This is a genomic window from Amycolatopsis sp. NPDC059235 (assembly GCF_042754125.1).
In the GTDB taxonomy this organism is placed as follows: domain Bacteria; phylum Actinomycetota; class Actinomycetes; order Mycobacteriales; family Pseudonocardiaceae; genus Amycolatopsis; species Amycolatopsis albidoflava.
In genome coordinates this window covers 13878-35676 of sequence record NZ_JBHZAG010000016.1, presented here as the reverse complement: position 1 = coordinate 35676, position 21799 = coordinate 13878, and the positions used below count along the sequence as shown (strand labels likewise).

21 protein-coding genes and 1 tRNA gene are annotated in these 21799 nt (G+C 69.3%); 12 read left to right on the top strand and 10 right to left on the bottom strand.

Going from position 1 to position 21799, the window contains the following annotated elements:
* Positions 1–516: 516 nt before the first annotated feature.
* Positions 517–1431 carry a MazG family protein gene (locus ACFXI3_RS13890; protein WP_344280241.1) on the bottom strand — a complete coding sequence of 305 codons (915 nt, stop codon included), beginning with the start codon at positions 1429–1431 and terminating at the stop codon, positions 517–519.
* A complete protein-coding gene (locus ACFXI3_RS13885) occupies positions 1428–2426 on the bottom strand; it encodes a hypothetical protein (RefSeq protein ID WP_344280244.1) in 999 nt (332 codons plus the stop codon). Before ACFXI3_RS13885 ends, ACFXI3_RS13890 begins: the two co-directional genes overlap by 4 nt.
* 81 nt (positions 2427–2507) lie before the next feature.
* On the opposite strand from ACFXI3_RS13885, the gene ACFXI3_RS13880 reads away from it, so the two are divergent.
* A complete protein-coding gene (locus tag ACFXI3_RS13880; protein WP_344280248.1) occupies positions 2508–2921 on the top strand; it encodes a hypothetical protein in 414 nt (137 codons plus the stop codon).
* Between the two features lie 189 nt (positions 2922–3110).
* Here the strand turns inward: ACFXI3_RS13880 and mfd are convergent, their stop codons facing one another.
* Both mfd and ACFXI3_RS13870 read right to left on the bottom strand, forming a co-directional pair.
* On the bottom strand, positions 3111–6689 hold the full coding sequence (gene mfd / locus ACFXI3_RS13875; RefSeq protein WP_378399767.1) for a transcription-repair coupling factor: 3579 nt from the start codon (positions 6687–6689) through the stop codon (positions 3111–3113).
* 6 nt (positions 6690–6695) lie between these two features.
* Complete coding sequence (locus tag ACFXI3_RS13870) at positions 6696–7637, bottom strand: LLM class flavin-dependent oxidoreductase (protein WP_378399766.1); 942 nt, start codon at positions 7635–7637, stop codon at positions 6696–6698.
* 88 nt (positions 7638–7725) lie between these two features.
* On the opposite strand from ACFXI3_RS13870, the gene ACFXI3_RS13865 reads away from it, so the two are divergent.
* Positions 7726–8502, top strand: coding sequence for a helix-turn-helix domain-containing protein (locus ACFXI3_RS13865; RefSeq protein WP_378399765.1), 777 nt, complete (start codon positions 7726–7728; stop codon positions 8500–8502).
* On the opposite strand, the gene ACFXI3_RS13860 is transcribed toward ACFXI3_RS13865, so the two are convergent.
* Together ACFXI3_RS13860 and ACFXI3_RS13855 are read right to left on the bottom strand one after the other, a co-directional pair.
* A complete protein-coding gene (locus ACFXI3_RS13860) occupies positions 8480–8986 on the bottom strand; it encodes a DedA family protein (protein WP_378399764.1) in 507 nt (168 codons plus the stop codon). The two genes, ACFXI3_RS13865 and ACFXI3_RS13860, sit on opposite strands and share 23 nt — an antisense overlap.
* Complete coding sequence (locus ACFXI3_RS13855) at positions 8958–9563, bottom strand: class I SAM-dependent methyltransferase (RefSeq protein WP_378399763.1); 606 nt, start codon at positions 9561–9563, stop codon at positions 8958–8960. The genes ACFXI3_RS13860 and ACFXI3_RS13855 overlap by 29 nt, the downstream gene beginning before the upstream one ends.
* Before the next feature lie 146 nt (positions 9564–9709).
* Here ACFXI3_RS13855 and ACFXI3_RS13850 point away from each other — a divergent pair, with 146 nt between their 5' ends.
* The 3 genes from ACFXI3_RS13850 to ACFXI3_RS13840 are packed head-to-tail and all read left to right on the top strand — an operon-like array spanning position 9710 to position 12655.
* Positions 9710–10834: a sensor histidine kinase gene (locus ACFXI3_RS13850; RefSeq protein WP_378399830.1), complete on the top strand. Its 1125-nt coding sequence runs from the start codon at positions 9710–9712 to the stop codon at positions 10832–10834.
* Positions 10831–11484 carry a response regulator transcription factor gene (locus tag ACFXI3_RS13845; RefSeq protein WP_037820214.1) on the top strand — a complete coding sequence of 218 codons (654 nt, stop codon included), beginning with the start codon at positions 10831–10833 and terminating at the stop codon, positions 11482–11484. Before ACFXI3_RS13850 ends, ACFXI3_RS13845 begins: the two co-directional genes overlap by 4 nt.
* Before the next feature lie 19 nt (positions 11485–11503).
* Positions 11504–12655 carry a PQQ-dependent sugar dehydrogenase gene (locus ACFXI3_RS13840; protein WP_378399762.1) on the top strand — a complete coding sequence of 384 codons (1152 nt, stop codon included), beginning with the start codon at positions 11504–11506 and terminating at the stop codon, positions 12653–12655.
* A 2-nt stretch (positions 12656–12657) separates the two neighbouring features.
* Here ACFXI3_RS13840 and ACFXI3_RS13835 read toward each other — a convergent pair whose 3' ends face one another.
* On the bottom strand, positions 12658–13374 hold the full coding sequence (locus ACFXI3_RS13835; protein WP_378399761.1) for an SDR family NAD(P)-dependent oxidoreductase: 717 nt from the start codon (positions 13372–13374) through the stop codon (positions 12658–12660).
* Positions 13375–13405: 31 nt separating this feature from the next.
* Here ACFXI3_RS13835 and ACFXI3_RS13830 point away from each other — a divergent pair, with 31 nt between their 5' ends.
* From ACFXI3_RS13830 to ACFXI3_RS13820, 3 genes are read left to right on the top strand one after another with little or no spacing between them, the layout of a single operon-like run.
* A complete protein-coding gene (locus tag ACFXI3_RS13830; protein WP_378399760.1) occupies positions 13406–13939 on the top strand; it encodes a MarR family winged helix-turn-helix transcriptional regulator in 534 nt (177 codons plus the stop codon).
* A 10-nt stretch (positions 13940–13949) separates the two neighbouring features.
* Positions 13950–14348, top strand: a complete 399-nt coding sequence (locus ACFXI3_RS13825; RefSeq protein WP_378399759.1) for an NUDIX domain-containing protein — start codon at positions 13950–13952, stop codon at positions 14346–14348.
* The gene (locus ACFXI3_RS13820) at positions 14348–14728 is read left to right on the top strand and encodes a VOC family protein (RefSeq protein WP_378399758.1); all 381 of its coding nucleotides are present in this window, start codon (positions 14348–14350) and stop codon (positions 14726–14728) included. Before ACFXI3_RS13825 ends, ACFXI3_RS13820 begins: the two co-directional genes overlap by 1 nt.
* Before the next feature lie 4 nt (positions 14729–14732).
* Here the strand turns inward: ACFXI3_RS13820 and ACFXI3_RS13815 are convergent, their stop codons facing one another.
* Both ACFXI3_RS13815 and ACFXI3_RS13810 read right to left on the bottom strand, forming a co-directional pair.
* Entirely contained in the window at positions 14733–15323 is a 591-nt protein-coding gene (locus tag ACFXI3_RS13815) for a TetR/AcrR family transcriptional regulator (protein WP_033288150.1), read from the bottom strand.
* A gap of 207 nt (positions 15324–15530) precedes the next feature.
* On the bottom strand, positions 15531–16490 hold the full coding sequence (locus ACFXI3_RS13810) for an acyl-CoA desaturase (protein WP_378399757.1): 960 nt from the start codon (positions 16488–16490) through the stop codon (positions 15531–15533).
* A gap of 197 nt (positions 16491–16687) precedes the next feature.
* Here ACFXI3_RS13810 and ACFXI3_RS13805 point away from each other — a divergent pair.
* The 4 genes from ACFXI3_RS13805 (at position 16688) to ACFXI3_RS13790 (ending at position 21048) form a co-directional block, all read left to right on the top strand.
* Positions 16688–16759 (top strand) — tRNA-Gln (locus tag ACFXI3_RS13805).
* A 90-nt stretch (positions 16760–16849) separates the two neighbouring features.
* Positions 16850–18529, top strand: coding sequence for a GGDEF domain-containing protein (locus tag ACFXI3_RS13800; RefSeq protein ID WP_344280282.1), 1680 nt, complete (start codon positions 16850–16852; stop codon positions 18527–18529).
* A 45-nt stretch (positions 18530–18574) separates the two neighbouring features.
* Complete coding sequence (gene glmU / locus ACFXI3_RS13795; RefSeq protein WP_378399756.1) at positions 18575–20071, top strand: bifunctional UDP-N-acetylglucosamine diphosphorylase/glucosamine-1-phosphate N-acetyltransferase GlmU; 1497 nt, start codon at positions 18575–18577, stop codon at positions 20069–20071.
* A complete protein-coding gene (locus ACFXI3_RS13790) occupies positions 20068–21048 on the top strand; it encodes a ribose-phosphate diphosphokinase (RefSeq protein ID WP_116200125.1) in 981 nt (326 codons plus the stop codon). Before glmU ends, ACFXI3_RS13790 begins: the two co-directional genes overlap by 4 nt.
* Positions 21049–21317: 269 nt before the next feature.
* On the opposite strand, the gene ACFXI3_RS13785 is transcribed toward ACFXI3_RS13790, so the two are convergent.
* The gene (locus ACFXI3_RS13785; RefSeq protein ID WP_378399755.1) at positions 21318–21584 is read right to left on the bottom strand and encodes a hypothetical protein; all 267 of its coding nucleotides are present in this window, start codon (positions 21582–21584) and stop codon (positions 21318–21320) included.
* Between the last annotated feature and the right edge of the window lie 215 nt (positions 21585–21799).

The following is a 21799-nucleotide window of genomic DNA, read 5'->3' as shown; positions in this document are numbered from 1 at the left end:
ACAGGGAACGCGCTGCGGAAAGCGTCGAGCAGTTGGGGCGGCCAGTGCGGAGGCCAAGCAGAGCACCGGCAATGAGCGAAGGGCCAAGCGCAGAGCCTCGGTGCAGCGCGAACACACGAGAGCCGACAGCAGGGGCAATCGCGCTTGAGAGACAGCGGGAGTGGGGCCCGCCCGTCAATCGGATGAGATGGCTGCACGGCGCGCGAGACGGCACAGCTGAGACACGGGCGCGAAACCCATCGGACGAAAGGTCGGCCGGAGTGGCGAGCGTGAACGGGTCGAGAGAACGCTAAGTACCGGCGCGGGCGATGAGAATGCCGGGCGAAGCGAAACGTGCGAGAAGCGCCCGCCATCGCCAGGAACGACGGTGAGTGCGAGTGCATGGCGCTCCGCAAATCGACTAGCGCAAAGCGCAGTAGCACGCGGAGCGCGGACTCGACGTCGGCCGAGAAGGCAAGCAGCACGCCAGAACTTCAGGCAGCCGTCAACCCAGCGCGCGACAGAAACCCAAGCAGCTCAAGCCGAAGGCCAGAACTTCCGCCAGCCCTCAGCCTCCAACGTCGCCGGTTCCACCCCGGCTTTCCGCGCCGCTGTCTCCGCCGCCCGGATGTCGCGGGCGAACTGCTTCGCCACCGCCCGCAGTTCACCCTCCGGGTCCAATCCGCCTCGACGCGCGGTCGCCGCGGTCCGGAACAGCTGGGCGGGGGCCGAGGTGTCCTGCGGGAACAGGTCCAGCGGGATTCCGGCCCGGCCGCTGCGCTGGCCCAATTTCCCGGCAAGGGCTACGGCGGGCTGACCAAGAGCAACACCGTCCACAATGGACTTACGCTGCTTCTCGGCCTGCTTCAGCTCTTCCCACTTCAGCTCTTGGTGCTCGGCCGTGGCGATACGGGCCGCGTCGGCGAAGACGTTGGGGTGGCGGCTGACCAGTTTGTCCACCAGATCGCCCGCGACGTCGTCGATGGTGAAGGGCGCGCGGCCGTGTTCGGCGGCTACGCGGGCGTGGAACAGGACCTGCAGCAGGACATCGCCCAGTTCCTCGCGCAAGGCCGCGCGGTCGTTGTCCTCGATGGCTTCCAGCAGTTCGTACGTTTCCTCGACCAGGTACTGCCGCAGGGATTCGTGCGTTTGCCGGGCGTCCCAGGGGCAGCCGCCCGGGGAACGCAGGCGGTCCATGACCTCGACTGCTTCCACGAGCGGGGGCACGGGCGTTTCGATCAGCCGCGCGCCGGCGGCGAGCATCGCGGCGGCGGTCGGTTCCGTGCGGGAAGCGGCGAGCAGCACGATGTCCGCGAAGGACTGGCCTACCGGCGGGACGCCAAGCTGCGCAGCATCGACGTCGGTCGCGGCGTACACCGCACTGGTGCGAAGCAGGGGCAAGGCAGCCGCGGGCAGGGTCGCGCCGTGGACCAAGACTACGGTGCCGGTCACTGCTGCGCCGGGGCACCGCCGTGCAGCGGCACGGCCACGCCCGTCACCTCGGCCGCGCTCGGGGCGAGGTTCATGCCGACTGCGTCCCACACGCCGTAGCGCGGGTTGATTTTGAAGTCCACGTTGCCAACATACGGCTGGAGCATCCGCACGCCGATCGCACCCAACTGGGCCGCGGTCGGCTGCTGGACCTGGTCGGTGGCGACCTTCGAGTCCGTCGTCCGCTTCCGCACCACGGCGGTGACCCACCAGGTCGGCGCGCTCGCCGGGTTCGGCTGGAACGCGATCGCGGTGTTCGCGGGGACGCCGAACAGCACGGTCGCGGCGTCCTGCGGCGAGGACAGCGCGGGGGCCTGCTGGCCCATGTTGCCCTGGGCGCCGCCGCGGATGTCGGACTGGATCGCGCCCGGGTTGGCCGCGTACTCCTCGGCCTTGGCGATGGCCTGGCTGCGCGCGGTCTTCGGGTCGATCGACGGGGCCTGGCTCTCCGAGGTCGGCGCGCCGATGCTGGTGAAATCGAAGTTCACCGCGAGCGTCGGCAGGTACTTCAGCGCGATCCGCTGCTGCAGATACTGATCGGTGACGGCCTCGCGGTGATCGCGCAGCCGCCAGACGAGCTGGGTGACGGCCGCGGACTGGTCCTGCGTGACGGCCTCGGGCACCGGCGACGCGAGCGGATCTTGTTGCATGGCTTCGGTGACGGTGGCCTCGTCGACCGAAATGCCTTCCTTCTGCGCGGCCTTCACGACGACCTCGTGCAGCAGCGCCTGCCGGACGATCTCGCGCCCGACGAGGTCGAGCTGGTGCCGCGCGGCGAGCTGCCGGGCGTACGGCTGCTCCTGCACGGCGCGGTCGAGCAGCGCCTGGACCTGGTCGATGGTGGTGACCTGACCGTCGACGACCGCGGCGGTGCCCACCTGACTGGGGCCGGTACCGCATCCGGCGAGGAGGAAAGCTCCGGCGAGAACGGCGCCCAGCGCACGGCGGCGCCCCATGATCCGCATCACAGGCCCTACCCTCTCACATGCCCTCGAAACGCAACACCATCGAGGCATTCAGCGGGCTATTGTCGACATATGGACTCTTGGTTGTCGATCGAAGTCCTCGACGGGGCCTTCGCGGCGAGCGCGTGGCAACGCGCTCACGGCGACCGGCTGACCGAGGCCGCGCTGACCAACGGCGCCGAGCAGTGGACGTGGCACGTCCACCACTGGGGCGTGACGCTGGAGATCGAGTTTTCCTCGGAGGAGAAACGAGATCGCTTCCGGAGCCTGCCTGCGGTGACCGCCGCTCTCGACGCGGTGCCGGACCCGGAACGCGGACTGCTCGTGTACCCGGGTCGCGGCGGCGGTTCGGGAGCCCGGGTGCCGCGGCGTCCCCGGCCGTTGCCGATGTCCGGCTGCGGTGCGCTGCCGACGCCGCAGGAGGAAGTGTCGTTGCGGCTCGCCACCGCGCAACCGCCGGGGTTCGAGGTCTGTTCGGCTGGCTGAACCGTCTCCCGGTCGGCCACGAAAAGCGCGTCACGACCGAGCGGGCGCGGCAGTACTTCGCCATCGTGATCTCCGCGCGCATCCGATTTCGTACCGCAATGGCGTGGCACAGCCGATCCGGTCAGTTATGCCGCGGCACGCCCGGCCGTTGCCGATGTCCGGCGGTGGTGCGTGGCTATGCCCCAGCGCTCATACCGCCGCCGGGGTTTTTGTCAGCTGGCCCAGCAGCTTCGTGCACCAGTCGAGCAGTTCCTGATCCCGCAGCACCGGCGCGCCCATCCGGCCGCCTGCCGGACCTTCGGTCGGCTTCGGCACCGACACCGTGTTGGTGACTGCCTTGTACAACGCCTTGGGGTACAAGCGTTTCAGCCGCACCAGCTGCGAATCCATCAACGGCAGCGGCGCGAACCGGATCGTGTTGCCCTGTACCGCGACCTCGGTGACGCCGGCCGCCCGGCAGGTGTGCCGGAACGCGGCGACCGCGAGCAGCCGCGTGACCGGGGCGGGTGGCTGGCCGTAGCGGTCGACCAGTTCCTCGCGGACCGCGTCCAGCGCCGCCGTGTCCGGGGCCGACGCGATCTTGCGGTATGCCTCCAGCCGCAGCCGTTCGCCGGGGACGTAGTCGTGCGGGATGTGTGCGTCCACCGGCAGGTCGACGCGGACTTCGGCCAGTTCCTCGTCCTCCGCCGGCTCCGCGCCCGCGTGCCGACGGAACGCTTCGACCGCTTCGCCGACCAGCCGGACGTACAGGTCGAATCCGACGCCCGCGATGTGCCCGGACTGTTCTGCGCCGAGGATGTTGCCCGCGCCGCGGATTTCCAGGTCCTTCATCGCGACCGCCATGCCCGCGCCGAGTTCGGCGTTCTGCGCGATGGTCGCGAGCCGGTCGTGCGCGGTTTCGGTGAGCGGCGCCTCCGGCGGGTACAGGAAGTACGCGTATCCGCGCTCGCGGCCACGCCCGACGCGGCCGCGCAGCTGGTGCAGCTGAGCGAGGCCGAGCATGTCGCCGCGTTCCACGATCAGCGTGTTGGCGTTGGAGATGTCCAGGCCGGTCTCGACGATCGTGGTGCAGACGAGGACGTCGTACTCGTTCTCCCAGAAGCCCTGGATGATCTTTTCGAGCTTGTCCTCGTTCATCTGTCCGTGCGCGGTGACGACGCGCGCCTCCGGCACCATCTCGCGGATCCGCTTCGCCGCCTTCTCGATCGACGACACCCGGTTGTGCACGTAGAACACCTGGCCGTCACGCAGCAGCTCGCGCCGGACCGCGGCGCCGACCTGCTTGTCGTCGTAGGCGCCGACATAAGTCAGGATCGGATGCCGGTCTTCGGGCGGGGTGAGGATGGTCGACATCTCGCGGATGCCCGCCAGCGACATCTCCAGCGTCCGCGGGATCGGCGTCGCCGACATGGTGAGCACGTCGACGTGCGTGCGCAGCGCCTTGATGTGTTCCTTGTGCTCCACGCCGAACCGCTGTTCCTCGTCGACGATCACGAGGCCGAGGTCCTTGTACCGGATGCCGGTCTGCAGCAGCCGGTGCGTGCCGATGACGATGTCGACCTCGCCGTCGGCGAGCTGTTCGAGGATCCGGTCCGATTCGGCCTTGTGCGTGAACCGCGAAAGGCCCTTGATGGTGACCGGGAACGACCGCATGCGCTCGGTGAACGTGTTCAGGTGCTGCTGCGCGAGCAGCGTGGTCGGCACGAGCACGGCCACCTGTTTGCCGTCCTGCACCGCCTTGAACGCCGCGCGCACCGCGATCTCGGTCTTGCCGTAGCCGACGTCGCCGCAGATCACGCGGTCCATCGGGACGCCGCGCTCCATGTCCGACTTGACCTCGTCGATGGCCGCGAGCTGGTCGTTGGTCTCGGTGAACGGGAAGGCGTCTTCCAGTTCGGACTGCCACGGTGTGTCCTGGCCGAACGCGTGGCCGGGCGCGGCCTGGCGGGCGGCGTAGAGCTGCACCAGCTCGGCGGCGATCTCCTTGACCGCTTTTTTGGCGCGCGCCTTGGTGTTCTTCCAGTCCGAGCCGCCGAGCTTGTTGAGCGTGGGCAGCTCGCCGCCGACGTAGCGGGACACCTCGTCCAGCTGGTCGGTGGGCACGAACAGCCGGTCGCCGGGCTGTCCGCGCTTGGACGAGGCGTACTCCAGCAGCAGGTACTCGCGAGTGGCGCCGGCGACCGTGCGCTGCACCATTTCCACGAACCGGCCGATGCCGTGCTGGTCGTGCACCACGTAGTCGCCCGCTTTGAGCGCCAGCGGGTCGACCGCGCCGCGGCGGCGCGACGGCATCTTCGTGTTCAAGTCCTTTGTGGACGATCCAGCGGTGGCGCCGCGGCCGGTCAGGTCGGCCTCGGACAGCACCACGAGCGCGCGCTCCGGCGAGACGAAGCCCTCCGCGAGCCCTCCGCAGGTGACCGTGACGACTCCGGCGGGCGGCACTTCGGCGAGCACCTCGGCGTGCTTCGCCGGGACCTCGGCCGCCATCAACTGCTCGACCGCGCGGCTGGCAGTGCCCTGCCCGGCGACGACGAGCACGCCGGTGCCGCCGGACGCGAGGTGCGCGCGCAGATCGGTCATCGCGCGTTCCAGCTCGCCCCGGTAGGCGGGCGCGGGCTCGATGGCGACGCGGTAGACGGCTGGGTCTTCGCTGGTCAGCTGGGTGAGCGTCCACCACGGGCGCTTGGTCTCCTGCGCGTGCGCGGCGATCTCGGACAGCTCGCGGTACGCCGACGCGCCGAGGTCGATCGGGGCCTGCCCGCCCGCCGCGGCGGTGGTCCAGGAGGCTTCGAGGAACTCCTGCCCGGTGCGGACGAGGTCGGCCGCGCGGGCGCGGATCTTCTCCGGGTCGGCCAGCAGCACGTGGCTGCCCTGGGGCATCGAATCGGTGAGCAGCGCCAGCTCGCCCTCGCAGAGCACCGGGATGAGCGCCTCCATGCCCTCGACCGGGATGCCGCCGGACAGCTTGGTGAGCATTTCGGCCAGGTGCGCGTCGGCCTCGTACGTGGTGGCCAGCTCGGCCGCGCGCGCCTTGACGCCCTGGGTGAGCAGCAGCTCGCGGCACGGCGGCGCGGTGACCCGCTGGATCTCGCCGGGCAGCGACCGCTGGTCGGCCACCGCGAACGCGCGGATCTCGCTGACCTCGTCGCCCCAGAACTCGACGCGGACCGGATGCTGCGCGGTGGGCCCGAACAGGTCGAGGATGCCGCCGCGGACCGCGAACTCGCCGCGCTTCTCGACCATGTCCACGCGCGTGTAAGCCAGCTCGACCAGCCGTTCGAGCAGGTCCTCGAAGCTCTGCTCCTCTCCGACGACCAGGTCGATCGGCGCGAGCGAGCCGAGCCCGGGGGCCATCGGCTGGATGAGGCTGCGCACGGTGGAGACCACGACGCGCAGTTCCTCGTCCCCGGTGTGCAGCCGGTGCAGCACTTCCAGCCGCCGCCCGACCGTGTCCGCGCGCGGCGAAAGGCGCTCGTGCGGCAGCGTCTCCCAGGACGGGAAGTCGGCCACGCGATCGGGGCCGAGCAGCGCGCTGAGCGACGCGGTCAGCTCGTCGGCCTCGCGCCCGGTGGCGGTGACGGCCAGCACCGGACGGCCCGCGCCGCCGCGCTCGGGGTCTTCGGCCAGCGCGGCGGCCACGAGCTGCCGTACGGCGACAGCGCCTTGCAGTTCGAGCAGCGGGGCGCCGGCGCGCTCGACAACGCCGCGCAGCGCCGGGTCGGGAAGGATGGCTTGGAGGAGTCCGGACAGTACAGCGTCGGTCACCATCCCAGCCTACGTCGCGGCACCGACAGGTTTCCGCTCCCCGGCGATCACCTCCGCCAACAGGGGCAGCTGCCGCTCGACCGCGCCGGGTTCCAGGGAGCCGACGCGCAGCAGAATGTGCTCCGCTCCGGCCTCGGCGTATCGGCGCACAGTCGCCGCGACTTCCGAGATCGGGCCGGTCACGGTCGCCTGGATGGTACTGATCTGCGCCAGCGACCGCTGATACGTCGCCTGTGCGTAGTCCTCCAGGACACGCTGGCCGCGCCGCGGATCGGGGTCGACGTAGACGGTCAGGAACAGCGACGGGGTGATCGTGCGATCGCTTGCGGCGCGGATGGTCGCGAGGCCGGACGCGTAGTCCGCGGGGTCCGGCGGGTACGGGAGCCAGCCGTCGTAACGCAGAGCGGTGCGGCGAAGCGCGGCCGGTGTCGCGCCGCCCAGCCAGATCGGCGGACCGCCGGGGCGCGCGGGCCGGATCGCCGGCGGCAGCCAGTCGTAGTGCAGCACCTTGCCGTGGAACGAGCTCGGCTGGCCGGTCCACAGTTCGCGCCAGAGCGTGACGACGTCGTCCAGATGCGAGAACCGCGTCCGGAAATCGACCCCGGCCAGGTCGAACTCCCGCTCGCTGAACCCGGGGAAGCCCGCGCCGACGCCGACTGCGAGCCGTCCTTCGGAGATCAGGTCGACCGAGGCGAGCGTCATCGCGGTCTGCACCGGATTGCGGTGCGCGGGCAGCAGCACGGCGGTTCCGACGGTGACGCGTTCGGTCGCCTGCGCGACCGCGGTGAGCAGGGTGAGCGGTTCGATCCGCGGCCGGGAAAGCGAGTCACCGGCCCAGATCGACGCGAACCCGAGCCGTTCGGCTTCGCGGGCCACTGCGACGAGGGCACGCGGGGTGCCGCCTGCTTCGAGCTGTGCCTGTCCGGCAGGAAGAAGTAGTCCGAATTCCACGCCGTCGACGATCCAGCTCGGCCCGGCGTCCCGGCAATTCCCTGCGGGGAATGGCCCGACGTCCGAAACCTCGGCCAGAATCGCGCAGGTGCCCACCACGTTCGCCGACGCCTTGCGCGACGCCCGTTCCCGCCGCCGGCTCAGCCAGCTCGACCTCGCGCTGAAAGCCGGGACGACGCAACGCCACGTCAGCTTCATGGAACGCGGCCGTTCGCTGCCCGGCCGCGGCATGGTGGTGCGGGTCGCCGAGGCGCTCGGCCTGCCGCTGCGCGAGCGCAACGCCCTGCTGCTGACCGCCGGATACGCGCCGGTCTACCCCGAAACCCGGCTGGACGACCCCGCGCTGACGCCGGTGCTCGAATCGCTGCGCGCGCTGCTCGCCGGGCACGAGCCGTACCCGGCGCTGGTCGTGAATCGCTACGGCGATCTGGTCGCGGCGAACGACGGTTTCGCTCTCCTCACCGAGGGTGTCGCGGCGGAACTGCTCGAACCGCCGATCAACGTGCTGCGGCTGGCCTTGCATCCGCGAGGGATGGCACCGCGGATCCAGAATTTCGCGGATTGGGCGCAGCACGTGCTCGAACGCCCGCGGCGTGGCCTGGCGCACGGACCTGATCCGCGGCACCAGGCGTTGTTGGAGGAACTCACCGGTTATCTGCCGTCGCCTGGTGAACCGTCGGGTGACCACCTCGGGTTCGCTGTGCCGTTGCAGTTGTCCAGTTCTGCGGGCGAACTTCGGCTGCTTACCGCGATCACGCAGTTCGCTACCGCAGTCGATGTGACGGTCGCTGAGCTGAGTCTCGAAACCTTCCTGCCCGCCGACGCTTCGACAGCCGAGCTGCTCAAGGCGCAACCCAGCCGGTGACCTGCCCCAACGTCAACTCCACACCCGCCCACAGCACCGCCGCGCACAGGCTTCCGATAAAGAACCGTCGGTACGACAGTCCGGCAGAACCCGCGACGCGCGGCACGAGAGTGCGTACGCCAGCAAGGCACCGTCCTAGGACGACAGCTGGCACGCCATAACGTGCGACAGTCGCTTCAGCCTTGTCCCACTTCGCTTCGCCGATCCGCTGCCCTACGCGCGACCGACGCAGCTTCGGGCCCCACAGTCGTCCCTCCCAGTACGCGAGCTGATCCCCCGCAAGCGCCGACGCGACGCAGACGGTGAGGGCTGGCCACAGCTGTAAAGTCCCGCGCTGCACAAGGAAACCCATAAGCAGCAAGGTGGACAGCGTCGGCAGCACAATGCCCGGCAACAGCGCTGTCTCGGCCATGATCACCAGCGCGCAGATCAGATAGACGAGCGGCGCGGGAGCGTCAAGAAGTGGCTGAAGCAGGCTGTCCATACCGGTCCAGTCCCGACCGCACCGGCAAGGCCGCGCGGTACACGTACGCCGGCGGCAGGTTCCGCCAAACCACACTGGTGCGTTCGACAACCGCGAAGCGGCTTCGCAGCAACCGTGCGAACCGACGCGCTGGCGGCGTCCACGAGGTGTGCGCGTACGCGAAGGTGGTGAAACGGCCTTGCGGGGAAAGCACCTCGCAGACGGAGTTCAGTACTGCGGCCTGTGGCGCGGCGTGCATGGCTGTCCACGGCAGACCGGAGACGACCACGTCGACCGGCATCGTCACGTACGCAGCGACGTGTTCCGCAGAGCCCTCCGCAATGTGCAGCGAAGGGAAGCGTTCGCGTAGCTCCTGTACGAGGTGCGTGTTGATTTCTACCGCGGTGAAGTGCGCGTCGCGCCGAAGCATGCGAAGCAGCACTTCGGTGAAGACGCCCGTTCCTGGCCCCAGCTCTACAACGCTGTGCGCGCTCTCGACGCCCAGCCCCGCCGTCATCACTCCGGCCAGCCGTTCCGAGCTGGCGGCGATCGCGCCGGTCCGCATCGGGTGCCGGAAGAACTCCCTGGTAATCGACATGTTTTCGACGGTAGGAAGCGCTTCGGTCGTCGCGGATCGGCTCGGTCGGCGGGAAAAGTCGTTCGCTCGGAGGACCACGGCCATCCTCCGGAACGACGCGCGCGACGACGATCTCGCGTTACGTTCGTTTCGTGCGGAGACTGGTCATGTGGGGGCGCAGGCAGCGATGGTTGCTGGACTTGCCGCTGTACGCCGTCTTCATCGCCTTCGGACCCAACATCGCGGATCAGGAGACGTGGCAGATCCGCATGGCTTCGATGCTGTTTCTGCTGCCTCTGTTGCTGCGTCGCCGCTACCCGCGCACAGTCGCGCTCCTGATCCTCATCGGCGTAGCCGTCGTCTATATGAACGAAGTCTGGGCGTATGACCGTGGCCGTGGCGACCTCGCGATGGCGGTCATGCTGTACACGCTCGTCAAAGCCGGTGACAGATGGTTCATCGGCTTCGCGGTAGCTGTCGCCGGGCTGGACACTTTCTGGGGATTCACTTGGGGCGTCAACACCCTGAACCCGACGCTCAGCGTCGTCGGCACAGTGCCGCTGTACTTAGCAGCTTGGGCGCTCGGCGCGTTCTTCCGCACGAAGGAACAACTCGCCGAAGAAGAACGACTGAGAGCGGAGCTGGCGGCGTCCGAGGAACAAGCCCGCAGTCGCGCTTCAGTCGCCGAAGAGCGCACAAGGATCGCGCGCGAGCTTCACGACGTACTCGCACACAGCATGAGCGTGATCGTCCTGAACGCTGAAGGAGCGAAGCTCGCACGCCATCACGACCCGGACGCTGTCGACCGTACGCTTGACACCATCAGCAAAACCGGCCGTTCCGCCCTCGCCGAGCTTCGGCGGCTGCTGGAAGTAATGCACGCTGGCGAACCCGCGCGCGCTCCGCAGCCGACGCTCGATCAGTTGCGCACGCTCGTCGAGCAGTCCGGCCGCGATGTCACCCTCGAAGTCAACGGCGACATCGCCGACCTGCCCGCCGGTGTCGCGCTTCAGGCGTACCGCATCGTCCAGGAGGCCCTGACCAACATGCTCAAACACGCGCCGCCCGACGCGACCGGCCGGGTCCGGGTCACGTTCGCCGGTCCGGAAGTCCGCGTCGAAGTCACCAACTCCGGCGGACGCCAGCCGGTCGCAGCGGGGCTGCCCGGATCCGGGCGCGGGCTCACCGGCATGGCCCAGCGCGTCGCGATGTACCACGGCAAGCTCGAAACCGGCGCGCTCCCGGACGGCGGCTACCGCGTCTCGGCGACACTGCGGACGGACGCCGCATGACGTCCGTGCTGATCTGCGACGACCAGGAACTGGTGCGCGTCGGGCTGCGGATGATCGTCGACAGCCAACCCGACCTGGAGGTGGTCGCCGAGGCGGGCGACGGCGCGGAAGCCGTCGAGCTCGCCCGCGCGCGCCGCCCGGACCTCGTCCTGATGGACGTCCGGATGCCAGTCCTCGACGGCGTCGCGGCCACCGCGCAGATCTGCGCCGAGCTCCCGGACACCTCGGTCCTGGTGATCACGACGTTCGACCTGGACGAGTACGCCTACTCCGCCCTTCGCGCCGGAGCGAGCGGATTCCTGGTCAAGGACGCGCCGTCGGACGAGATGCTGGTGGCGATCCGGGGCGTGCTGCGCGGCGACGCGATGGTGTCGCCGTCGGTGACGAAACGCCTGCTAGACCGCTATCTCAGCGCACACCGGACACCGCTGGACGAGCAGAAACTGGAGACGCTGACCGAACGCGAGAAGGACGTGCTCGGCCTGATCGCGCGCGGATTGTCGAACACCGAGATCGCCGGGACGCTGTTCATCGGCGAGACGACGGTGAAGACGCACGTCGGACGGTTGCTCAACAAGCTCGGGCTGCGGGATCGGGTGCACGCGGTCGTCTTCGCGTATGAATCCGGATTGGTACGTCCAGGCGGCTGAATCGGGGCATGCTGGACCCATGCGTCTCGTCGCGTTGCTCGCCTCCGTTCTGCTGCTCGCCGCCTGCTCGGCCGCGCCAGCGAGCGTCCCAGCGAAGCCGGAGCCCGGCCGCTTCGCTGTGCAGGAGGTCGCGGACGGCCTCGAACACGGCTGGGACGTCGCCTTCCTTCCCGACGGATCGCTGCTCGTGCCGCAGCGCCCCGGCAAGCTCGCGCTGATCCGCGACGGCCGGAAGACCGACGTGCGCGCCGATTTCTCCGACGTCCTCGTGCAGGGCGAAGGCGGCCTGATGGGCCTGGTCCTGGCGGCGGATTTCGCGACGTCACGCGAGTTCACCACCTGCCAGACGCACCAGGAAAACGGACGCGCGGTGGACGTCCGGCTTGTCACCTGGCGGCTCGCCGACGACGGCGCCAGCGCGGCCAAGGTGCGCGACCTGCTGACTGGCCTGCCGGTGAATCCGAGCGGACGGCATTCCGGCTGCCGCCCGACGCTCGCTCCCGACGGCGCGCTGCTCGTCGGCACCGGCGACACCGCGCGGTCCACGGTGGCGCAGGATCGGCACAGCCTCGGCGGCAAGGTGCTGCGGATCGACGCGAAAACCGGGGAACCGTTGCCCGGCAACCCTTTCCTGTCGTCCGCCGATCCGAACGAACGCCGGATCTACACCTACGGCCACCGGAACGTGCAGGGCGTCGCGATTCGGCCGGGCACCGGGCAGGTGGTCACCTCCGAACACGGACCGGCGTTCGACGACGAGGTGAATCTCCTGCGGCCAGGTGGGAATTACGGCTGGGATCCGTCGAAGGGCGGCACCGATGCCAGCTACGACGAGAGCGTGCCGATGACCGACACCACCCGGTTCCCGGACGCGGTTCGTCCACTGTGGACCAGCGGGCAGATCACCGAAGCGACCAGCGGCGACGCGTTCCTCACCGGCAAACAGTGGGGTGCGAACGAAGGCGCGCTGGTCGTGGTGGCACTGAAGGGACAGAAGCTTTTGCTGCTGCACCTCGACGCCGCCGCGAAGGTCACCGGAGTCACGCTGCCTGTCGAATTCAATGACAAGTTCGGCCGGTTGCGCGCCGCCCGAAGCGGACCGGACGGCGCGCTGTACGTGACGACTTCCAACGGCAGCAACGACAAAGTGCTGCGGGTGACGCCGGGCTGAGGTCAGCCGACGTACGCGCCGCCGTTCACGTGCACGACCTGGCCGGTGACGTGTCCCGCCTCCGGAGAGGCCAGGAACCGCACCACCTCGGCGATGTCCTCCGGTTTGCCCGCGCGTTTTGTCATCGTGTTCTCGACCAGCCGCTCCTGCCGTTCGGCGGAGAGCTTGCCGCGGAAGAACTCGGTGTCCACGATCAGCCCCGGCGCGACGATATTCGCGGTGATCCCCCGCTGGCCGAATTGGCGCGCGGTTTCGGTATTCCACACTTCCACCGCGGCTTTCGCCCAGCCGTACGATTCAGCGCCGGTGTGCCCGGCGATCGAGCCGATGGTGACGATGCGGCCGCGGTCGGCCAGCCGCTCCCCCAGCGCCGACGTCACGAACGCGGCGGAGAACAGATTCGCCCGGATGTTGGCCGTCCAGGCGGCATCGAGCGCTTTCAATCCCTGACCGTCGGAGCGCAGGAAATCCGTGTTCCCACCAGCGTTGTTCACCAGCACGTCGACCCGTTCCGGCAACTGTTCGCCAGCCGCCTCGACCGCCTCGGGATCGCTCGCGTCGAAGCTCACCGCCCGCGCGCCGAGCAGCGTCGCCGCCTCGGTGAGCACGTCCTCGCGCCGTCCGGTGATCGTAACTCGATCGCCGTCCCGGACAAACGCCGCGGCGATCGCGTATCCGATTCCGGTGCTGCCCCCGGTCACCACTACGTCCCGATTCATCCCCACGTCCTTTATTGCTAAAGTACCTCTTGTGGACGACGGTACCGGCGGCGGGGAAAACCCGTCAAGCGACGAGGTGGACGAGATTCAGCAGGCGTGGCTGCGGGAGCGGCCGGGCACGCCGGTGTCGTCCATCGGCGTGATCACGCGGATCTGGCACATCGCGAAACTGCTGGAGGACGACCGGCGTGCGACGATGCTGGAGCTCGGAATGGACGCTTCCACCCGCACCCTGCTCAGCACGCTGCGCCGCGCCGGGCCGCCGTACCGGCTCAGCGCGGGAGAACTCGCGAAACGCTGCCGGGTCAGCCCGGGCGCGATCTCCCAGCAGACCGCCCGCGCCGAACGCGACGGCCACGTCCGCCGAGTGAAGTCCACTTCGGACCGTCGCGGGGTGTACGTCGAGCTGACCGAGGCCGGCCACGAGCTGATCGAGCGAACCGTCGGAGATCTGCTGGAGCACGAGGAAACCCTGGTCTCCGCGCTGTCCCCGGCCGAACGCGATCAGCTGGCCGATCTCCTGCGCATCCTGCTCTCGGACCTGGATCGGCGGGCGCGGAGGTAGGGTGGCGGACATGCCCACCATCGACAAAGTCGCCTGGCTGCACGTGGTCGACGGCAAGCTGCTCGCCGCGCGTTCCGCGGGCAAGGACACCTGGTATCTGCCCGGCGGGAAACGCGAAGAAGGCGAGTCGGACGTCGAGACGCTGGTCCGCGAGATCGCCGAGGAACTGAGCGTCACGCTGGATCCGGCGTCCGCGCGGCTGGCCGGAGCCTGGGAAGCGCAGGCGCACGGCAAAGCGGACGGCGTCGTGGTGCGGATGACTTGCTACACCGCGGAGTACACCGGCGCACTGAAGCCGAGCAGCGAGATCGAGTCGTTCGGCTGGCTCGCCCACGCCGACCGCGACCGGGTCTCGGCGACGGTCCAGCTGATCCTCGACGACCTGCACGCCCAAGGAAAACTGGTCTGATGCTGCGGCTCGGGACGACGGTTCTCGGAGTCGCCGACGTCGACCGCGCGATGCGGTTCTGGTCCGAGGCGCTCGGTCTCGTCGAGGACCCGGAATGGGCGAGCGAGTCGTGGCGGACGCTGGCCCACCCCGGCGGCGCGCACGCACTCGGTCTGATGCGCAGCGAGTCGCCCGCCGAACCTAAGCCGCGGCTGCACCTTGACCTCTACACCGACACCGCGGACGAGCAACGCGCCGAGGTGGAACGCCTTGTCGGCCTGGGCGCACAACGGGTCGATTGGAAGCATTACCCGCCCGAGCCGGACTTCGTCGTCCTCGCCGACCCGGACGACAACCTGTTCTGCGTGGTGGATCTGAGCAACGCGCCGTCCGGCAGCTGAGGGTTCAGCCGAGCAGCCGAGGCTTGTTTTCCAGGTGCGACAAGCCATTCCAGGCGAGATTCACCAGATGCGCGGCGACCTCGTCCCGCTTCGGTTTGCGCGCGTCCAGCCACCACTGCCCGGTGAGCGCGACCATGCCGACGAGCGCCTGCGCGTAGAGCGCGGACAGCTTCTCCTCATACCCGCGCGCGGCGAACTGCTGCGCGAGGATGTGCTCGACCTGGCTGGCGATGTCATTGAGGACAGTCGAAAACGTACCGGTGGAACTGGCGACCGGGGAATCGCGCACGAGAATGCGAAACCCGTCGTGGGAATCCTCGACGTAGCTCAGCAACGCGACGGCGGCCTGTTCCAGCATCACCCGCGGATGTCCGCCGTGGAGCGTCGAGACCATCCGGTCGAGCAGCAGCTGCGTTTCCCGGTCGACGACGACGGCGTAAATGCCTTCCTTGCCACCGAAGTGCTCGTAGACGACCGGTTTGGACACGTTCGCCCGCGCGGCGATCTCCTCGACCGAAGTGCCGTCGAAACCCTTCTCGGCAAACAGAGCGCGTGCCACGTTGAGCAGCTGCTGCCTGCGCTCGCTGCCCGTCATGCGCACCCGGGCGACCGGTGCGGCCGGCCGCGCGCCGGTGACCGCTGCTTCTCGCTTCGCCCGTCGTCTCCCCGCCATTCGCAGCAGGGTAGCGGGCGGACCGCGGCGAGCCGCTCGTCGCCTCAGGTTTAAACATGAATAAACCTCGCCGAGTGACGGGGTTCATCCACGAGCGCGCGCCGGAAGCTCAGCCCGGCAAAGGAAAACCTACTTGGCCTCGGCCGCGATCCTGGCCAGCCGCTGCGGGGTCGGCCAGCGGACGTCGTGCACCCAGCCGAACTTCTCGAACATCCAGATCAGCCGCGCCGACATGTCGATCTGGCCGCGCTTCACGCCGTGCCGGGCCGAGGTCGGGTCCGCGTGGTGCAGGTTGTGCCACGACTCGCCGAAGGAGAAGATCGCCAGCGGCCAGAAGTTCGCCGAACGGTCGCGGGCGGCGAACGGGCGCTCGCCGATCATGTGGCAGATCGAGTTGACCGACCAGGTCACGTGGTGCAGCACGCACACGCGGACCAGGCCCGCCCAGAAGAACGCCGTCACCGCGCCCCACAGCGACCACGAGATCAGCCCGCCCAGCAGCGCCGGGCCGAACAGGCTCACCAGCGACCACAGCCAGAACAGGTCGTCGACCTTGCGGATGGCCGGGTCCTTCACCAGATCCGGCGCGAACCGCGCCTGGTTGCTCTGGTCGCGGTCGAACAGCCAGCCCATGTGCGCGTGCCAGAAACCCTTGGCGATGGCCAGCGGCGAGGTGCCGTACGCCCACGGCGAGTGCGGGTCGCCGTCGCGGTCGGAGAACGCGTGGTGGCGCCGGTGGTCGGCCACCCAGGTGATCACCGGCCCCTGCAGCGCGATGCTGCCCGCGATCGCCATCACGACGCGCAGCCACGGCTTGGCCTTGAACGAACCGTGGGTGAAGTAGCGGTGGTAGGCGACGGTGACGCCCAGCCCGCTGATCCCGTAGAACACGACGAACAGCGCGACGTCCAGCCAGGTCAGGCCCCAGCCCCAGGCGAACGGAACCGCGACCAGCAGCGCCACGATCGGCAGCAGCACCCCGAAGTACACCGACAGCTGAACGCCGATCCCGCGCTGTCCGTCGATGATCGGCTTGGGGCCCTTCGGCGGGTCGCCCGCTGACTGAGAACGATCGAGGGTGGCCGTCATGCGCTCACTTCTTTCCTCTCACAACCCCTTGCGAAGGGTGCCCTTACCTACGGTGTCGTAAGTTACGGTACAGGAGGTTTCCGGCGCTGTGGAGGCCCGAAAAGTCCGATTGCCCGGTGCCCGGGACGGCCCTGTGGCGCACGCCTCCCCCTCCTGGCGCCCCCGTCCTCGATCATCGCTATCCTGACCAGGACCGATCCGCCGTAGTGTAATCGGCAGCACTTCAGATTTTGGTTCTGACAGTTCAGGTTCGAATCCTGGCGGCGGAGCTGCACATCCGGCGAGGGCGATGGGAGTGGGGGCGGCTGAGCGAGGAACCGAGCGACCCCGCGGGCGCCCGTCGCCCGACCCTGGTCGAGATGTCGGACGCGTGGCTGGTGGGGCGCGCGCGGGAACTCATCGCGGCCGTTCAGCGCCAGGAGCACGAAAACCAGCTCGAGATCGTCAAGATCATGGACGAGCTGCTCGAGGAGACTCTGCGCCGGGGAGAACCCACGCTCGTCGCCCAGCTGCTGCGCGCCTCCGCCTTCTCCCGGCTCGTCACCCGCGGCCTCGCGGCCGAGGCCGAACCCCGGCTCGACGAGATGCTCGCGCACACCCGCCGGCACGGTTTGTCGCTGCTGCGCGCGGACGCGCACGCGCTGCGCGGGCGACGGCTCGTGCTCGCCGCGCAAGAGGACGCCGCGCTCACCGAGATCGCCCGCGCGCTCGCGATCCTCGACGACTCCACGATTCCGGACCGCCAGGTCGGCGTCCGCAACTGGAACCGCATGCAGTCGATGGCGCTCATCGACTGCTGGATAGTGCTCAACCAGCTCGGCGTCTACGAGGCCGCCGAAGAGGTGATCGGCCGCGCGCACCAGGCGATCCGGGAAAGCGCGAGCCCGCACGAGATCACCCTGCAGCTGATGAACCGGGTCAAGATGCTGCTCGGCTGGGGGCTGCGGCTCGAGCGGATCGAGCAGTACGACGAATCGGCGGAGAAGTTCCGCACCGCCGCGTCGATGGCGGTGGCCGCCGAAGGGCCGTTCGCCGAATCGCTGTTCCCGCGCAAGATCGGGGTGTCCGCGGTCGACCAGGTCGGCGTGCTGGCCGCGGCGCTCGCGCTGCACGATCCGGCCGCCGAGCACGTCGAACGGCTGCAGGGCATGCATCTCGGCCACCACTATCCGCACGAGCAGGAGCTGGTCGCGATCGCGCTCGCCCGCTGCCTCGACCAGACCGGCCGCCGCACCGACGCGCTGCAGGTCCTGCGCGAGGCCCGCGACGTGCTGGCCGAGGACGTCTCGCAGCCGTCGATGCGGCTCACTCTCTCCCGCGAACTCGCCCGGCTCGACCCGGACGCCGCGAGCCAGTCGCTGATCGACTACGCGACCGCGCTGGAAACCGAAATGTGGGCGCTGCGCGAATCGCAGATCGCCACGCTGAACGCGCGCCGCGAGCATGAACGGCTGTCCGCCGAGCACGGCGCGATCACCCAGCAGGCGCTGCAGGATCCGCTCACCGGCCTGCCGAACCGGCGCGCGCTCGACGAACGGCTGCGCTCGCTGGCGTCGTCGGCGGACGCGCAGCCGCTCGCGGTCGCACTGGTCGACCTCGACGGGTTCAAGGGCGTCAACGACAAGCAGTCGCACGCCGAGGGCGACAACGTTTTGCGTGTTGTCGCAAGCACTCTCCGCGACGCTCTGCGCGGCGACGACGTCGTGGCCCGCTACGGCGGCGACGAGTTCATCGTGCTGCTGCCCGGCGCACCGGCGTCGGCGGCGAAGATGGCGCTCGGCCGCGCGGCCAAATCCGTCGCGACACTGCCGCATCACCTCTCGCACGGTGTGACGTTGTCCATTGGTCTCGTGTCGCTGCGTCCGCAGGAGCGGGCCGAGCAGGTGCTCGCCCGCGCGGATGCGGCGATGTACGAAGCGAAACGCGGCGGTGGCAACCAGGTGGCGTCGGCCAACTCGATGGCCGGCGACGGCATGGGCGGCTGGCCTGGGGAAACGGCTCCGACCGACCCCGCGTGGAGCGCTGAGGACCCCACGTAGGATCGTTGGTGCTCGTCAACGCACCGGTGAATCGTTGGGAGACTCGTGAGCGGCCCGCTGAGCACGCTGATCCTCGCTGCGGGTGAGGGCACCCGCATGCGTTCCTCCACTCCTAAGGTGTTGCACCCGATCGCCGGAAGGCCGCTGGTGGAACACGCAGTGCGCGCCGCCGCCGGCCTCGCGCCGCAGCATCTGGTGGTCGTGATCGGACACGGCCGCGACGCCGTGCGCGCCGAACTCGACCGGGTCGGCGAGGCGCTCGGCCGCGAGGTCGCCACCGCCGTGCAGGAAGAGCAGAAGGGCACCGGGCACGCCGTTTCGTGCGCGCTGGCCGAACTGCCGGAAGGACTCACCGGCACCGTGGTCGTCAGCTACGGCGACGTTCCGCTGCTGGACACCGAGACCCTGGAGTCGCTCCGAGCTGAGCATGCCAAGGCCGGCAACGCGGTCACCGTGCTCACCGCCGAGGTCGCGGACCCGACCGGCTACGGCCGGATCGTCCGCGGCGCCGACGGCTCGGTCAGCGCGATCGTCGAGCACAAGGACGCGACGCCGGACCAGCGGGCGATCACCGAAATCAACTCCGGCGTCTACGCCTTCGACGCGGCCGTGCTGATCGACGGCCTGTCGCGGCTGTCCACCGACAACGCGCAGGGTGAGCTTTACCTCACCGACGTCCTCGGCATCGCGCGCGAGGACGGCAAGGGCGTCGGCGCGCTGGTGGTCGACGACCCGTGGGTCACCGAGGGCGTGAACGACCGCGTGCAGCTTTCGGTCCTCGGGGCCGAGTACAACCGCCGCATCGTGCGCCGCTGGCAGCGCGAAGGCGTCACGGTGGTTGACCCGAACACCACCTGGATCGAGGCGGACGTCACGCTCTCCCGTGACGTGCTGATCGAGCCGAACACGCAGCTCAAGGGCCACTGTTCGGTCGGCGAAGGCTCCATTGTGGGACCGGACACCACGCTGACCGACGTGCAGATCGGCCGCGGCGCTTCGGTCGTCCGCGTGCACGGTTCTGGCTCTGAGCTGGGCGACGGCGTGAATGTCGGCCCGTACACGTTCCTGCGGCCGGGCACGAAGCTCGGCGCGAAGGGCAAGCTGGGCGCGTTCGTCGAGACGAAAAACGCGCAAATCGGCACCGGTACCAAGGTGCCGCATCTCACTTACGTAGGCGACGCGATCGTCGGCGATCACAGCAACATCGGCTGTTCCAGTGTGTTCGTGAACTACGACGGGGTGGCCAAGCACCAGACCGTTGTCGGTTCGCATGTCCGGCTTGGGGCGGACAACACGCTGGTCGCGCCGGTGCGGATCGGGGACGGCGCTTACAGTGGAGCCGGTGCGGTGATCCGCGACGACGTCCCGCCTGGCTCACTGGCGCTGTCGGCCGGTCCGCAGCGCACCATCGAAGGCTGGGCGGTCCGGCGCAGGCCGGGCACGCCCGCGGCGGAGGCGGCGGAAGCCGCACTCGCCGCCCAGCAGCAGGACACCGTTGTGTCCGAGTCAGCAGCAGGAACCGACGGGGAGTCGCCAGCATGAGTCCGAAGTCAGGTACGCCGAAGAAGAATCTGATGCTCTTCTCCGGCCGTGCGCACCACGAACTCGCGGAAGAGGTCGCCAAGCACCTCAACGTGACGATCACCCCGCAGACCGCGCACACGTTCGCCAACGGCGAGCTGTTCGTGCGGTTCGAGGAGTCGGTGCGCGGTACCGACGCGTTTGTGATCCAGGCGCACACCACGCCCATCAACGAGTACGTGATGGAGCAGCTGATCATGGTGGACGCGCTGAAGCGCGCGAGCGCCAAGCGGATCACCGTGGTCATGCCGTTCTATCCGTACGCCCGCCAGGACAAGAAGCACAAGGGCCGCGAGCCGATCTCGGCGCGGCTCATCGCGGACCTGTTCAAGACCGCGGGCGCGGACCGGATCATGACGGTCGACCTGCACACCGCGCAGATCCAGGGCTTCTTCGACGGCCCGGTCGACCACCTGATGGCCCAGTCGGTGCTCGCCGACCACATCAAGTCGACGTACGGCAACGCGGACATCACGGTCGTCTCGCCGGACTCGGGCCGCGTGCGCCTGGCGGAGAAGTGGGCGCAGCAGCTCGGCGACCGGCCGATCGCGTTCATCCACAAGACGCGCGACCCGGACAAGCCGAACCAGGCCGTGGCCAACCGCGTGGTCGGCAAGGTCGAGGGCAAGCTCTGCGTGCTGATCGACGACATGATCGACACCGGCGGCACGATCGTGAAGGCCACCGAAGCACTGCTGGAAGAGGGAGCGGCGGACGTGGTCATCGCGACCACGCACGGCATCCTCTCCGACCCGGCCACCGAGCGGCTGTCGCAGTGCAAGGCGCGCGAGGTCATCGTGACGAACTCGCTGCCGATCCCGGAAGAAAAGCGCTTCCCGGGGCTGACGGTGCTGTCCATCGCGCCGATGCTCGCGGAAGCCATCCAGCAGGTCTTCGAGGACGGCTCGGTCACGTCGCTGTTCGACGGCAACGCCTGACGCTCTACGGTTTCTGAACGGTTCTGAACGACACGGCCCGAGTTGGCGGGTGCGGCCTGAGACAGGTCGCATCGGCTGGCTCGGGTCGCTTCGTTTTGGCGACTGCGTCCCGGTTGCCGGGTGGATCTCGTTTCCTCGTCTCAGCAGGACCGCCTGCGCCGGACGGCCCAGTGCGACTCAGGCGGTGTTGCCGCCGCGCGCTGGCACGCCGAACGCAGGCCACGTCGGCCGTTCCGGGCCGCACCACCGATCCAGGCGCACCGTCCAATTCAGACCGCATCGCCCGGCTCAGTCGCGCCGCCGCGGCCGCGCCGTCTGGCCCCACCGCCGCTCAGCTCAAGCCACGGTCGCCCGGCCCAGCCGCGCCACTCCGGCCGTGCCACCCCACTCCAGCCGCGCCGCACCACTCCGACCGCGGTCCAGCCGCGTCGCACCACGCCAGCCGCGGTCGAGCCGCACCACGCCAGCCGCACCGCACCACGCCAGCTGCGGTCCAGCCGCACCGCCCCACGCCAGCCGCGGTCCAGCCGCGCCACTCCAGCCGCTCCGCACCGACCGCATCACAACGGTCCAGCCGCACCGCCCCGGCTGACCGAGGCCGCGCCTGACCGAAGCAGCTGTCCAAGCCGTCGGATCCGTCCAGGCAGCACCGCGTTCAGCACCGCCCGAAACCGCACCGCCGCTACCGAGCAGCCGCCCCGCCATCACCAGCCAAAGACACCCCTCCACTCCTCACTTCGCGCCCTCGTCA